Raw genomic sequence first — 15,986 nt, forward strand, 5'->3', positions numbered from 1 at the left:
AGCAGCATTATTTTATGTAGACAAAAGCAAACATCTTTTGACGTTTGCTTTTGTTTTGGTACTACTTATTTATTCATTCGTTTTATTTCTTCTGGAGAATAATGTTACTCCTACTCCAGCAGCTACAGCAACTAATCCAACTAGCCCAATTGTCCACATGGACGTTGCAGTACTTGGGAGTTTCTGACTTTCGTGCTGGTTTTGACTACTTTCAATTTTATAGCCTTGGCCAGATTGCCCTTGCGTCCCGTTAGAGCCAGAACCAGAACCTGATCCATTTCCAGGAGTGGCAGTTGCACCTTCTCCATCATTTCCGCCTGAACCAGAGCTACCGTCTGCAGGGACAGTTACTTCATGCTCATCATTAACATTGCCTGCTTCATCTGCAACAACTAATGTCAGAACATCTCCTTGATTAACCTCGTCTCCCGCAATAACAAGGGTGTATTCGCCAGTTTCTTCATCATAGATAACTTCTTCAATTTCAACTTCATTTCCATTTTCATCAATTAGTTTTATATCAGCTAATTCTTCATCGGATACGAACGAAATTTCATAGCCATCTTCACTATTTCCACTAATTACTACATCGCTAAGTTCTGGTGCGTCCGTGTCAGCATCTCCATCAGCATCCGAGTCACTGTCTGAATCGGAGTCGCTATCCGAGTCAGAATCACTATCGGAATCGGAGTCACTGTCTGAATCAGAGTCACTATCGGAATCGGAGTCGCTGTCTGAGTCGGAATCGCTGTCCGAATCGGAGTCACTATCGGAATCAGAGTCGCTGTCTGAGTCGGAATCGCTGTCCGAATCGGAGTCGCTGTCTGAGTCAGAATCGCTGTCCGAATCGGAGTCACTATCGGAATCAGAGTCGCTGTCTGAGTCGGAATCGCTGTCCGAATCGGAGTCACTGTCCGAATCATCAAGTGGTAATACTTCAATCTCGTGTGCACTACTTACATTTTCATCAACCACTTGAACTAATGTAATAATTGTCCCAGCCTCTAATAGCTCATCTAGTTCTAATGTGAATGTGCTGTTATTTTCTACAACTTCTAATATACTTAACACGCCTACTACAGGGTCTGCAATTGTTCTTCCAATTTCCTCTCCATCTACATAAGCAATAACTGTTGCATTAGCAATTGCTTCACCTGTGATAATGTTCTCATTTTCATAGATGTTTTCTGCAAATGGCGTATCGATTGAAACAATTACTTCGTCTGAGTCAGAATCGCTATCCGAATCGGAGTCACTGTCTGAGTCGGAATCGCTGTCCGAATCGGAGTCACTGTCCGAATCAGAGTCGCTATCGGAGTCAGAATCGCTGTCTGAGTCGGAATCGCTATCGGAATCGGAGTCACTGTCTGAATCAGAGTCGCTGTCTGAGTCAGAATCACTGTCCGAATCGGAGTCACTGTCTGAGTCAGAATCGCTATCCGAATCGGAGTCGCTGTCCGAATCAGAATCGCTGTCTGAGTCAGAATCGCTATCCGAATCGGAGTCGCTGTCTGAGTCAGAGTCACTGTCTGAATCAGAGTCACTGTCTGAATCAGAGTCGCTGTCCGAATCAGAGTCGCTGTCCGAATCAGAGTCGCTATCGGAATCGGAGTCACTGTCTGAGTCGGAGTCGCTGTCCGAATCAGAATCGCTATCGGAATCAGAGTCGCTATCGGAATCGGAGTCACTGTCTGAGTCGGAGTCGCTGTCCGAATCAGAATCGCTATCGGAATCAGAGTCACTGTCTGAATCAGAGTCACTGTCTGAATCAGAGTCACTGTCTGAATCAGAGTCACTGTCTGAATCAGAGTCACTGTCTGAATCAGAGTCGCTATCCGAATCAGAGTCGCTATCCGAATCAGAGTCGCTGTCTGAGTCGGAATCGTCTTCTTCATCAAAGACAATCGTGTCTTGACCTTCTGAGTCATTCAATAAGTCTACGTCAATAGCAGTAGTAGTTAGACCAGCGCCACGTACAGGAACTTCTCCTGACACACCAGCAGGGTTTTCTACACCTAAGTTCAAGCTAACGGACATTGAACCGATTGCTTGTACACTGGCAAGATCATTGGATAAATCAATCGTTCCATTAGTGATTTGATCAATAAGTCCATTTGCTTCACCTGCTACATCAGTCACCGCTCCTAAAGCTTCGTTAACAGCGTCATTTAATCCACCGATAATTATACCAACACCCGGAATATCTTCAGCTCCAGGTAAAATTTGAATTTCTAAAGCATTAGCAGCATCTACAACATTTTGCAGTGTTTCAACAATAACATCTTGAACAGCTGTTTCAAGATGCTGACCAACACCATCTGTAAATTCTACAACAACTGTACCATCAGGATTTATTGTATAATCAACTTGATCATTGTACTGTAGTAAATCGCCTAGTGCAGCATCTAAATTATTTAATGCATCAAGTGCACCACTTAACTCATCTACTCCATTGATAGTAAGCAAATCTTCTGGAATAATACTGCTTTGCAAGTCATCCACAACGCCTAACACTTCTGATACAGCATTAGTTAATTCCCCTGTTAAGGTAGTTACAAGCCCACCTACTGCAGGAATATCATCCATTGTTATTGCTGTAAGATCGACACTTACATCAGCTGAACCTTTTTGATACATTTGACCAGCTAATTCAGGAATGCTGAAAGCAACTACTCTGTCTGGATTAAGTGCTTCAACATTAGCAACACCTGTACCATTTAAGTTTAATGCTAAATCATAGTCTTCCCCAGCTGCTGGTTGATTTAAAGTTGCATCAACATTTACATTCTCTAATAACCGCACTTCCGCCAAACTAGCAAATGGAGCAACATTTAAAATAGCAGAAGAGCTGGCGATTTTAGGGTTTGTCAAAGCTTCCCCGGCTGTTGACGCACTTGCTACAGCAGGTAATGTATTAAAAGCTAATAAAGAAGCTGCTGCTGAAGAAGCAAAAACCTTTCTCATTTTACTCGATCGACTTACTTTTTTTGCTTGCATCTTACGCTTATAGTCAAAATTCTTTTTACTCAAAGTCTCATCCTTCCATTCTGTTTTATCTAATAAACATTAACTTGACGAAAACAACAAAAGATTAATATGTACTTTATCTAATCAAACTCCCCCTTGTCGTTTAGCTAATTTCTAAAGATGACTGAGTCAATCAAATGATTAATTATGTATATTAGCTAAAATTAAAAATTTCAGAACATTCTCGTTGATAGATAATAATCCAACAAAGGACCTAAATTTTCATTAGCCTAAAAAAGTAACTTCTTTTCTAGTCTTTTAAATAAAAACTACGAATAGATAATTTCAGAAATTCCAATCTATCAACGAAAATCTATGTAGCAGAAAAACGTATCTAAACATTCTGCTAATTAAGGCAATTCTATCTAAATCTCATAACCATGTGAACCCTGGACTTTAGACCTTAATTCTTAATTCTTTTTTACTTATTGAAGAAAATTTATTTCTAAATTATCTTTTTATCCTTTAAATCAGCTTTTTATAGATTTATTAAATATTTATAAATATATTTAAATAGTTAATTTTTCCTCAATTACTATTTAAAATCTCTTTATAAATAAGTTTATTGGCTTAATAATGATTATATATTCATTTAAATTAATTCAAATTACCTTAATTTAATTCTTAAATTTTCTTATATTAAAAAATAGTTTCCTAACCAGAGAACAATCATCTCCTGAATTGTTTTGGCTTGTTAAACCTTGTATTTAAAGGGATAGCGCAACTATAATTCTTATTATGTTTAGATAACTTCTTTGCAATGTAGATAAAAACTTTTAAAAACTTCGAGTTTCTAAACTTTAAAAAATAGTTAAATCGACCCTTTTATTGTTTTTTCGACAATAAAATTACCTACCTTGTTCAAACAATTTGCTTCTTAAATTTCAGAAAAAAATTAAATAAAAATAATAGAAATTTTCTAGAGGCACCCCTGCCTCATTTCTCTATTTCATTTAATAAAAAAGAAGTGGCATAGACTACTTAACAGGAGAAGTGACTAAATTTGAAAAATAACAATGGAAGATAGAACACTATTTTGCTAGTATTAATTTAATAAAAAATAAAATTGGGAGGAACAACCCCATGAAAAAATTATTACTGGCAGCATTATTTTTAAGTTTATTATTGGCTGCATGCAGCAGTGACAGCGATACTGGAGAAAATACTGAAGAAGAAAACAACGAAACAGCAGAGAGCGAAAAAGATACAGATACTTCAGAAGAAGAAAAAGAGGTGTACAGCATCGGTGATACAGCAGTAATTACCAGCGATTTATACGAATTTGATTATGAGGTAACGGTAAACGATTTTTACTTTGCTGAAGAAGCAAATGGGAAACCGATGGAAGATGTCATGTCTACTTCTGATGATGATTTTAAGCTGGCCGTGGCAGACGTTACATTCAAAAATATAAGTGATGAAGCTTATGTGCCTCATGATATGTATTCTGCCAACTTATCAGCAATAGATGAAGATGGCGGGGAAATATCTTATAATGAATTTTTTCCGGAAGCAGATGAAGAATTAGCTCCGGGAGAAGAAATAACAGGACCGTTAGTGTACGTAGAAAGAGTAGATTATGCCGATACCTTTTTATTAAAATTTGAAATGATGTCAGATGAAGAAACACATTTCGAATTGCCTAACCCTAATCAATAAGATAAATAACCAATTAAACCCATCATCAATCCAAACCCTGGCGCGAGGCATCGTGCCAGGGATTTTTTGTGAATGACATCTTTTTAAAAATAGAGAAAGATCCCTATTCAGAAATAAGTCCATATTTGGAGTATCTATATCTTACATATTCTGTTGATTCATTGCCCCTACCATCGAAATGATTGTAAGAATGACAGCAATAATAAAGAGCTTCAACCAAAACTTCGGCATAGATTTTTTCTTAATGATACGGTAAAGCAGACCCCAAATCCCAGTAAGTATGAAAGAAAGTAAAAACGCTCCTAGAAGTCTGCCGAAAAGATAGGCAATCATGTTGGTCATTATAGATTTCTCCTTTGTTTATTATTTCATTTTTGATAGGTTATTATATTGAAATTTTGTCGCTACGATTCGTTTACAACTTTTACGGCTCGATACTACCATGCCGAGGCTTCTCTCTTTCTGCATAACCTTTATTACTAATATGAGCGATGAAAAGTAATAAAAACCATCCCAGAATCGTCCATGATATGAAAAAGCATAATAATGCTGCCTTCTTATAATACAGACAAAACGACCGTACCATCACATAACGCAGGTACGGTCTCCTCTATTAAGCAATTTTATTCTACGACTTCAAAGCCTTGACTCTCCATCATTTCTACAGATTGTTCCAAACTGACCGTATCAGCACCCTCTTCTCCTTCAAAGGTAGAACCAGGCAGTGCTGATATTTCAGAAAGATCAGCTGTCGTGTAATCGATTGTCATTGTTTCAATGGCTTTATCATCTTGATAATCAATATTATGTTCAAGTCCTTCTGTTCCTTGGATTTCGGCAACAATGGGGTCGAGAATAGCTTGAGCCTCTTCTTTTGTTGTTACCATTAAAGAAGAATAGGGTATTTCACTTTCGGTAGATTGTTCTATTACTTCGTCACCCTCGGCTACATATGTAATTTTCATAATAACTCCGTTTTGTTCACTTTGGAGTGTGACCGTTTCTTCCGAGTTACAAGCCATGAGTCCAGCTAATGCCACAAGCAAAGCCAGCATGCCAATGATTCTAAAAGTTTTTTGTTTGATCATGTTTTTTCTCCTATCCATCACAAATTTATATTTTTTACATGGTTCCATTATCTTACCTTAGATCCGATCTAATATTTTACCCGGATCCGCATTACTTGCATCTCAGGGGAAGCTTCCACTGCAGAGACAAGGCAAGTTGGTTCAGAGCTTTCTTCATTCGAATTGCAAGCAATTCATGTCATACTAATTCAGTAAAACCAAATAGATAAATAACCTTTTTTTTCATATGTGCGCTTCCTTTCTTATGAAGTTTTCAAATAACATGCTTTCATGTTATTTCATAATATTATGTATTTATAAATCATTTTTCAATAGGCCGAATATCACTTAGTCCTAATTCGAACTGACTTGTCTCTCTTTTGGGTTATGACCTTTTACCTAATTTTGGGTTCCGTTATATTTAAAATAATTAAGAAACTTCCGTATCTTATTCATTTCTTAGCTATCATTGAAAAGTGCTCTTTTCACCTCTTTTTACCTACTTCATAAAAGAAAGTAAAGGAATTGTAATATTTATTTCTGTTTTGGTTTAGTGATTATTTATAACGGAAGGTTTGAAAACATGATAAAAAGATTCTATGTAGAGAGACCTCTTATAGAATCTTAATTTAATGATACGATTTTGTTTTCCCCAGGTACTTAACAATACTGGAACTTTAACTTGTTCAATTAACTCATTTTTAAATCTCTTCATTTAAAAATTTACTCTTCCCTCTTTTTAGGCATGAATTTCTGAACAAACTTACATTTTATTCTTCAAAAGCCTACCAAGTTCAAAAGAGCGCAGACATAAAAATCGGAGCTGTCGCAAAATGCATATTATGCATTTGCTAACAGCTCCTTTTAAAATTTCATCACAGATAAGCATCCGTAAAAACTCTAGTAGAAGCAAGCTTCATTTTATACATTTACAAGAAAAGAATCATAGATAGCACAAACATAAATATAACACCTGATATCATCGGTACAGAAGTACGCTTAATAATATGAATTGGATTTAATTTTAACGTTCCAGCTACAATTAAGATAACAGCAGCTACAGGGGATACGGCTCGGAATAAGTTTCCTGCCATTCCCATTGGAACACTGATAGCAATTGGGCTGATACCTGCTGCCTCGGCAAGTGGTACAACCAGCGGAACCATTGCAAAGAATAAGGCAATGCCGCTTCCGCTCAACAGGACTATTAACGCTGTGACAGCTACTAAAATAAGCGGCAGAATAAATCCGTTTCCTTCGCCATGTGTACTTTGCATTGTTTCCTGCAATGTGTCAATCAAACCAATCGATTGTAAACCTGCAACAAAGACAGAAGCAGCAACCAGTAATGCTACTACTGGGAGCATATTACCCATTCCTGTAAAGAATTTCTCTGTGCTTGCAAAGACCTCTTTCGCCTTACGATGACGAATCAATTCACAGACAATTGCCAGGATAAATGAAATTAACACAGCAATTTCTACATTAACAGCTATCGTAGCTGAAGTTGTCATTTCAACAATAAAAGAAACGAGTAAAATAATAATCGGAAATACTGGAAGAATTGAATAAACTGTTTTATAAAGTTTACTACCCTCTACCTTTTCAATATCTTTTAATTCCACCTGTTCCTCCGACTCCGCTGCCGTCATTTTTTTATCCATTCGTTTTTGCCAGAAATAGTGAACCAATGCGATAAATAAAATGGTAGGAATCGATACAAGCGCGTGATAGCTAAATACATATTGTGTTACTGTCATATCATTAAACATAGGATATTTAGCAAGTTCCTCTGCAATAGCAACGTTATCACTGCCCAGCGGTGTGGGTACAATCGTTGCTGAGGTGGCAATAACAGCACCAATACTTAATGTAGACATCCCCGCTTGTTTTAAAACAGGATACAAGGTTGCAAGAAGCAGAATTGCTAAGGTCGACGCACTAGGAATAACCAAAGATAAAACGTTTCCAAGCAAAAATGTAAGTGGAACTAGAAAATAAACTGACTTTACTTTATTAATAGGTTTTGTCAATACTTGAACTGTTAAATCATTCGCACCAATGGAAGACATATAAGCGGTATATCCTCCAAGAATAAGAATAATTAATCCAGCTGAGCTCAGTGTTGCTTTGAACTGTTCAACAATTACCTGTAATGGATCGAGCAGGGCTGAGCCGGTTGACTGAAAGTCCTGAAATACAATATCTTTTCCCATTGCTAAACTAATCAAAAGCAGAACAATCCCCATTAAAAATAAGGCAATTTTAATATCCATTTTCTTGATCAGCATATAGACAATAACGACAACGGCTAAAACAGCGGAACCGTACATAATAAGATTATCTAACATGATGTCTTCCCTCCGAAGAATGGTTAATGCTTAATTACATTTTTGAATGCTTTCCATAAACCATTTTTTAAATTCTTTCGCATCAATATCAACACAAACGTTTACATTTGGCGTTTTATTCATTTTTCCTTTTAAATCGACAACGGTTGTTCCTTTTGTTAAAGCACCATCTAATTCAACATCGACATAAGAATGTGCTACTTCAAACAGGTCGGGTTTTAGCAAATAAGCAACTGCACAGCTGTCATACATTTTCAAACCATGATTGAAGCTTCCACCCCGGTATTTTTTAAACAAATGATAAATCATATTTCCTGTCTTATTTATATCTTTTAAAACTTCGCTGTCTTCCGGATAAACAAGTGCTTTTAGACCAACATCCAATCCAGCCATAGCAATAGGGACACCGCTTGCAAAAACGATTTTAGCAGCTTCTGGATCTGCATAAATATTAAATTCTGCCATTACCGAAGAATTCCCTCTGCCTGTTGATCCTCCCATCATGACAATTTCCTTAATGTTCTGCTTCACTTCCGGATAAGTTCTAAATAACAATGCAATATTTGTTAATGGACCAATCGGTACAAGTGTCACTGGTTCATCGCTTGTTAGAATCTCTCTCTTCATTGCAGTTACAGCATGTTCATCTAAAAGAAGGCTTTCATCTGCTTCTTCAAAATCATAACCATCCATGCCTGTCTCTCCGTGAATATCACTGGCATCAACTGGATCAACGATTAATGGTATTGCAGCACCTTTGGCAATAGGAATCTGCTTATTAAAGAATTTCATTAACCGGAGCATGTTATACGTAACTTTTTCTAAGCTGACGTTTCCATTTACCGTTGTAATTAAGCGGACATCGAGTTCTTCACTGTATAAAGCAATTCCTAGTGCAACTGCATCATCAATTCCTGGATCTGTATCAATAATAACTGGCTTCTTATTCATGACAATTCCTCCAATATTTTTCTAAGTTGAATTTTGTTCAATATTTTATAAATAAATTTTTATATTAAGCAGGACGTCTTCTCTCTCGGCTTAACAGCTGCCTGCATCTTTCTTCTGTATAAATACTGTTCTTACCTGAGAGAAAACCTTGCTGCTTTATTGATTCTTCATTCTTTTGATAACCTCTGCTCTTGTCGGCATTCCTTCCTGAGCTCCAATTTTCTCTACAGCTAAAGAGGCTGCGGCATTCGCAAATTCAATTGCTTTCTCTATATCTTTTTCTTTTGCATATTCCGTTACAAAGGCCCCGTTAAAGGTATCTCCTGCTCCAGTAGTATCCTTTACCTTTGTCTGAAAAGAAGAAATTGTCTTCTCTTTCCCATCCGGTAAGGTGAAGGCAACACCGTGCTCTCCTTTTGTCTCTATAATCTTCTTTTTTATAGATAAAGTATCTATGGATTGCTTCATTGCCGAATGCTCTGATTCGTTCGGTGTAATAAACGTTGCTTTTTCTGCAACGTTCTCCAGAATCTTGTTATATGGGGCTGGATTAATAACAACAGGAATTCCATGTTTATACGCAAGCTCTATCGTGTACTCAATTGTTTCCTTCGGTATCTCAAATTGCATTAATATGATATCGCAGGAAAGAATAATTTCCTGTTTATCTTTCACCAGTTCCGGTGTTACATATTTATTTGCTCCTGGAGCAACAATAATTCGATTATCCCCATCAGAAAGAACAATAGTTGCTGCACCGGTTGATTCATGAGGAACTGTTATAATTGCTTCCGCATTAGCGCCTTCATCACGAAATCGTTCTTTTAAAATTTTTCCGAATGAGTCATCACCAACAGCTCCAACCATAACAACCTCTGCTCCCAGCCTGGCTGCTGCAATTGCCTGATTTGCTCCCTTACCGCCGGGATAGGTTGTAAACGATTCACCAAGAACCGTTTCTCCCTGTTCAGGCACTTTATTCGTTGTTGTTACCATATCCATATTGATACTTCCAACAACACAGACTCTTGGATTTTTTTTCATACAATTCATTCCCTTACTTTGTTGATTGTCTTTTGATTAATTGAACAGTGTATTGTTCAGAAGTAATTTCCTTCTGCTTATTTTCCATCCGGTCAATAATTATTTCAGCAGCCCGCTGCCCAATTTCATAGATAGGCTGCCCCATTGTTGTCAGTGCCGGTGTTGTAATTTTTCCTAATTCAATCCCATCAAATCCAATAACAGATAAATCTTCTGGAACACGCAGGTTCAAAGCTTCAGCAGCCTTTAAAACACCTACCCCCATTAAATCATTCGCAGCAAAAATACCATCAATTTCAGGGTGTTTTTTTATTAAGTTCTTTGCTGCATGATAGGCATCCTCGAAGGTATATTCTCCCGAGGTAATAAAATCTTCTGAAAACCAATTCTCTTGTTCCACTGCTTCCAAATACCCTTTTTTACGTTCTACTGCACTTGTTGTATCTTCCGGTCCACTTATATGTGCAATCCTTTTACAGCCTGACTTCTGCAGATGCCGCACTGCTTCTACCGCACCTGTCCGGTTATTAACCGTAACAGAAATCACATCCATAATTTCTCTGTCTAACGCAACAATTGGAACGTTTACTTTATTCAGCGTTTCTAAAGGAATGGAGCTTGAAACCATTACCACGCCGCCAATTGTTTTTTGCAGCAGGGCATGCAGGTATTTCATTTCCTTCTCCCGATTGTTGTCCGTATTACAAAGAATAAAAGTATTGCCTGACTTATTTGCAGTATCCTCCACCGCACGCGCCAGCTCAGGAAAGAATGGGTTCATAATATCCGGTACAAATAATGCAATCATTTTAGATGTCCCTTTAAAAAGAGTCCTGGCTACATCATTTGGACGATAATCTAATTCTTTAATTGCAGCTTCTACTTTTTCTTTTGTTTTTTCATTGATATATCCATTTTTATTCATAACACGGGAGACAGTAGCAACAGATACACCGGCAAGCTTTGCAACCTCTCGGATAGTCGCCATAACATTCCTCCTTCTATCAAATATGTAACCCGTTACATATTAATGTAAATTTAAAACGGATTTATGTAACCCGTTACATAACATTGTAAAACGATTTCATTTCAATGTCAATGATTTTTATTTTTAATATTTTACTGGGTATATCTCTCCATTACAACTAATTTCTTACTGCTTCGCACAAATAACAAAACTATCCAGCGATTCTGTTTCCTCTTGCTGATGGTTCATTAAATGATTATAAATATCGAAAAAAGATTGATAGGTTCCCCCCATCCAAAAAGGAGCTCTTCATCCCCAACCTTCTATAATCAAACCACTAAAGAGCATCCCAAGAAATTGAGCAAATATTAAAGTAAAAGAAATGCTTCCCATTGCAACATGGACTTCATCCTCTGAAAAATAAATCGGATATAAGGCAGTAAAGGCAACTCAACTTGCAGTTGTAAGTCCGGTAAGCGTTCGTGCAAATAATAACCAACCCGCTCCCAAAAAAGAACTGCAAGGGAAATTTAGTTTACACTTCCTTTTTTCGCTTTAGCTTTTTGTTCTTTTGATTTATTTTATTCTTCAAAATCCTGCCAGGTTCAAAAGAGTACAGACATAAAAACCCCTTTTAGATAATCATATCTAAAGGGGCTCAATCTAGACTTTATTAGTATATAGGATTAATAGTGATTTTCAATAAACTGCTGATTAGCAAAATAAACATGGGATACGCCTTATTAAAGAATTGCCCCTTCGTATTGTACAGAAAAGGCATTTATCAACCGCTTTTTCACATAACTACTACCCCTTTTCATGCTTTTATACTTTGCGTCATAGTACTACATAAAGTAATTTCGGCTTTGTCAAACAGTATCCAACCACCATAAAATTTTAAGTTGAGCACAAATCCTTAAAACATCTCTTTTACTATAACATCCTCAACAATTACAATATTTCAATATACCCTTCTGTTCCATGCACGCGAATTCGTTGTCCATCCTTAATCAGCTTCGTTGCATTTTCTACACCAACCACTCCTGGAAGACCATATTCTCTTGCAATAACGGCTCCATGCGTCATCAGCCCGCCAACTTCTGTAACGAGTCCCTTAATGGAAACAAACAATGGTGTCCAACTGGGATCAGTAAAAGCAGTAACTAAAATATCTCCTTCTTCCAAGTTGGCTTCTTCCATATTTAAAATAACACGTGCTTTTCCTTCTACAACTCCTGAAGAAACAGGCAAACCTACTATTGCCTCGGCAGGGAGATTTTTTCTTTTATAATCACCTGTAATGATCTCACCATCTGATGTCATCACACGTGGCGGAGTCATTTTTTCGTATGATTTATATGCTTTTTTCCGTTCACTGATAATCTGATAATCCAAGTTGTTTGTTCGTACAGCTTCATGAAGTTCTTCCAAAGTGAGGTAGTATATATCTTCTTTTTCATAAATAATATCCGCTTGTACGAGCCGTTCAGCTTCTTTTAGCAAAGCTTGTTTATAAATGAAATAACGACTAATAAAGCCATATTTCGGATATTCCCGATAACCAATAACATTCCGCATTAAACGAATTACCCGCTTCACTTCTTTCGCTTTTTGTCTCCCATCGGGTAATTGCTCTAAGCGTCCAAGAAGCTCTTGTTCTTTTTTGAAAGCATTTTGCCGTCCTTGCTCAAATTTTGTTTTGCTGGCACCAGCTTCAAAGTTTTTAATATTATTGAGAATCATTGGGACAAGTATAGACGGTTTTTCACTCCAACGCGTTTTTGTAATATCGATTTCCCCGGCACAGCGCATACCATATTTGTTCAGATAAGCATAAATGGCATGTGAAGCCTCTTGGCCACCTTCAAATTCGGTCAATTTATCTAGAAAATCATCCTCTTTAACGCCTTGTAAATACGCAATTACTTCCGGGTAAGGGCGAATGACATCTGCCACATCTAATAATTCCAGTCCCATCTCTGAAGTAATATTGTTTGGTACAGATTGCGACAGTATATCTGCCACGTTCTTTTCTCCCAGCCATTTATCCATTTTTTTATTAATCCATACAGGAGCCTCTAAAGCAGTCATGATTACTTTCGAGCTTTGCGGATCAAATAAGATTTTCTTTAATCGCTGAAGGTCTTCCAGAATAAAATCAAACAAATCCGCTCCTGAATAGGCTTGGATAGTCTGTTTTAATTCATCTACAGATGCTTGATTGCTTTTGATTAAGTCAGAGACAATCGTGGAGTCATTTTCAATTTGTGAGTGAAAACCGATCGAATCCATCGCTTTATCACGATTGGTGAATGCTGGTTCATGATCGCCATTTGGCAAAGGTTTGCTAAAATCTCCCCGCTCCATAATAGTCATTAAGGCATCTTTTATGAGCGCATCAGACTCTCCAAGGGTTTCTATCAGCGTTTGTCTACTGTCAGGTGTAGCCAGTCGCGGTGCAATATCAACAAATAATCTCCCGCCAGCTTGATGCATTGGTGCTGGAGTTGTTGACAGCCAGAAGGAAATTCCTAATGGCTTCATAGGATCCGTCATCATTTGTTGATGGCCGACAGATATATATACATGTTTTTCTGCATCATGCACTTCAGGGACGGGATATAACGTCGTAATCGGACGACTCTGGACAATGTAAAATGTATCATCACCCAAACACCATTCAATATCTTGCGGCATTCCAAAGGAAGCTTCAATTTCACGTCCGATACTGGCCAGCTGTAAAATTTGTTGATCTGTAAGTGTTTGAGCCTTTTGTTGTTCCGGATTCAGCTGATGTGTATTTGTCCCTCCATCTTTTCGTCCATAGATAGCTAATTTTTTATCGGCTATCATCTTATCTATAATTTTCCCTTCTTCTACTTTATAGCAATCAGCTGATGTCAAGCCGGAAACCAGCGCTTCTCCTAGCCCAAAACCAGCATCAATCGATAGCAGTTTTCGGTTGGAGGAGATGGGATCTGCCGTAAATAAAATACCTGAAGCCTGTGGGAACACCATTCTTTGAATGATAACAGATAAATAAACTTGATTGTGATCAAATCCATTTTGTATCCGGTAGATCACTGCACGATCCGTAAATAAGGAAGCCCAGCATTTTCGGATATGCTGTAAGATAGCTTCTTTTCCGATGATATTTAAATACGTGTCTTGCTGACCGGCAAAGGAAGCATAAGGCAAATCCTCAGCAGTGGCACTGGAACGAACAGCATAAGCATGTCTATCGCCAAATTTAGAGAGTTTGCTGGCAACCTCTTGCACCATATCAGAAGGGATTTCTGCTTCTATAATGGTTTGCCGTATCTTTTTGCAGAGTTCACCAATTTGGTCTCGATCCGCTGCATTTAATCTTGCTAACTGGTGCAGTAATTCTTTAAATCGACCATTTTTTTGGATGGCTTTTTGATATCCAGCTGTCGTGATACAAAATCCTTCCGGCACCTTTATCCCTGGAATTTTTGATAATTCCCCTAAATTTAGCCCCTTGCCTCCAACGTTCATAAGCTGTGTTTTGTCCATTTCCTGAAAACCGATAACCAAAGAACGCATTCTACATCTCTCCTATTCGCTATGGTTCTATTGATTTTAGCAGTAGTAACTGGGAATAAACAGTCTATATTTACTTTTTTGTATATGCTATAATTAAACTAGAAAGAGCTAGCGTTCCATTTTCGAAAGGTAGCCAGACCTTAACCTAATCACCTGATTTTCTCCACGTACAGTAGCTCATACCCCTTTTAATCTGCAATACATATAGTTATACATTTTTTTCTTCTAACCTGTGATTCAGTAATCAACCAAACATTTCACAACTCATTAAATTTAATTCGATAACAAAATGCCAATTTTCTATAATAATCTTTTTCCACTAAGTCGGTCGGCTTTATTTTAGTGGCAGGGCTCTGAAAATACTCCAAGCCGGCTATTTTCAGCATATTATAGACAAACTGGGAACAAAACATAATATTTGGACGGATAGAGAATTTGGTAACCAGCCCGACAAAATTATACGCACTGCCTGTTCCATTAATTTCCTTTACTTTATCCATAATTATTTCTTTTTGTGCCTTTGAAGCCTCCAGGCTGTAGACTAATATTTCCGCATCGTCCTTTTTGTGAAATTGTGCTAACTGTTCTTGGTTCAGGCCGGGTGGGGAAACTTTTTCTCCGCCGTTATAACTCACAATCGTTTTTAAGTCTCTGTCAAAGCTAAGTGAAACATGATTATAAACTTTTTGTGTAAAGACAGAGATCAGTTCACTTGCAGGACTTCCGGTACTTGAAATGACAATATACAAATGTTCATCAGCTAAACTCCGCTGACATTCCGCAAAGAAGGCATCGGTTAAGGTATTTTTATTTAAATATTTCGTATAGCTGTGCCTGGGAATATCCTCCATGATTTCATTTAGGTTTTCCCGGGATAAGGAATTTCTGCCTTTCTTTAATTTATTCCCCAAGCTGACTGTACTTTTTTGCATTTCTTTCATCGTGTTAAAACTGATTGCAGTGGCGTCCTTTACAGATTGGGAAAAGACGTTTTGTATCGTATACAGATAATTAAAATACAAAACAAAAAAAGGAACCAGCATAAAAATAACCGCAATCATTTTCTTTATTAGAAATACCATGCCTGTATCGATACCGGAAAATACAAATAAGGTATTAAACACCTGTTGCGCAGACATAATGAGTAAATAAATAATTGTCAAAATGATTTTTGTTGTTTTTTTATTCTGCGATAACCAAAGATGGCCAATCAGAAGCACCGTCACCACAGCATAGATGACTGCATATAAGTTTAATTGCTCTACAGAAAGCAAAAATATCAAAAAGAATACAAGCAGCAAATTTAATAAAAGTTGATATATCTTCTTTATATTCATTGTTCTCTCCATGTTA

General features: G+C 37.4%; 10 protein-coding genes. 1 reads left to right on the top strand and 9 read right to left on the bottom strand.

The window, feature by feature from the left end; translation table 11 throughout:
- Positions 1-69 precede the first annotated feature (69 nt).
- On the bottom strand, positions 70-3,030 hold the full coding sequence (locus ACZSMY_RS17380; RefSeq protein ID WP_465148050.1) for an adhesive domain-containing protein: 2,961 nt from the start codon (positions 3,028-3,030) through the stop codon (positions 70-72).
- Positions 3,031-4,110: 1,080 nt separating this feature from the next.
- Here ACZSMY_RS17380 and ACZSMY_RS17385 point away from each other — a divergent pair.
- Positions 4,111-4,686 carry a DUF4352 domain-containing protein gene (locus tag ACZSMY_RS17385; protein ID WP_339234461.1) on the top strand — a complete coding sequence of 192 codons (576 nt, stop codon included), beginning with the start codon at positions 4,111-4,113 and terminating at the stop codon, positions 4,684-4,686.
- Positions 4,687-4,827: 141 nt separating this feature from the next.
- On the opposite strand, the gene ACZSMY_RS17390 is transcribed toward ACZSMY_RS17385, so the two are convergent.
- From ACZSMY_RS17390 to ACZSMY_RS17425, 8 genes are all read right to left on the bottom strand, one after another.
- Positions 4,828-5,028, bottom strand: a complete 201-nt coding sequence (locus ACZSMY_RS17390) for a hypothetical protein (protein ID WP_368901496.1) — start codon at positions 5,026-5,028, stop codon at positions 4,828-4,830.
- A 281-nt stretch (positions 5,029-5,309) separates the two neighbouring features.
- Positions 5,310-5,774, bottom strand: a complete 465-nt coding sequence (locus ACZSMY_RS17395) for a YehR family lipoprotein (RefSeq protein ID WP_289585038.1) — start codon at positions 5,772-5,774, stop codon at positions 5,310-5,312.
- Between the two features lie 908 nt (positions 5,775-6,682).
- On the bottom strand, positions 6,683-8,104 hold the full coding sequence (gene dcuC, locus ACZSMY_RS17400) for a C4-dicarboxylate transporter DcuC (RefSeq protein ID WP_256705125.1): 1,422 nt from the start codon (positions 8,102-8,104) through the stop codon (positions 6,683-6,685).
- Between the two features lie 30 nt (positions 8,105-8,134).
- Positions 8,135-9,055 carry a ribonucleoside hydrolase RihC gene (gene rihC, locus ACZSMY_RS17405; protein ID WP_465148051.1) on the bottom strand — a complete coding sequence of 307 codons (921 nt, stop codon included), beginning with the start codon at positions 9,053-9,055 and terminating at the stop codon, positions 8,135-8,137.
- A gap of 156 nt (positions 9,056-9,211) precedes the next feature.
- Entirely contained in the window at positions 9,212-10,099 is an 888-nt protein-coding gene (gene rbsK / locus ACZSMY_RS17410; RefSeq protein WP_256705127.1) for a ribokinase, read from the bottom strand.
- 13 nt (positions 10,100-10,112) lie between these two features.
- The gene (locus tag ACZSMY_RS17415) at positions 10,113-11,087 is read right to left on the bottom strand and encodes a LacI family DNA-binding transcriptional regulator (RefSeq protein WP_256705128.1); all 975 of its coding nucleotides are present in this window, start codon (positions 11,085-11,087) and stop codon (positions 10,113-10,115) included.
- Positions 11,088-12,017: 930 nt separating this feature from the next.
- Positions 12,018-14,633 carry a phosphoenolpyruvate synthase gene (gene ppsA, locus ACZSMY_RS17420; RefSeq protein WP_465148052.1) on the bottom strand — a complete coding sequence of 872 codons (2,616 nt, stop codon included), beginning with the start codon at positions 14,631-14,633 and terminating at the stop codon, positions 12,018-12,020.
- A gap of 257 nt (positions 14,634-14,890) precedes the next feature.
- Complete coding sequence (locus ACZSMY_RS17425) at positions 14,891-15,970, bottom strand: hypothetical protein (RefSeq protein WP_465148053.1); 1,080 nt, start codon at positions 15,968-15,970, stop codon at positions 14,891-14,893.
- Between the last annotated feature and the right edge of the window lie 16 nt (positions 15,971-15,986).

The organism is Oceanobacillus sp. B139/18 (assembly GCF_055524595.1).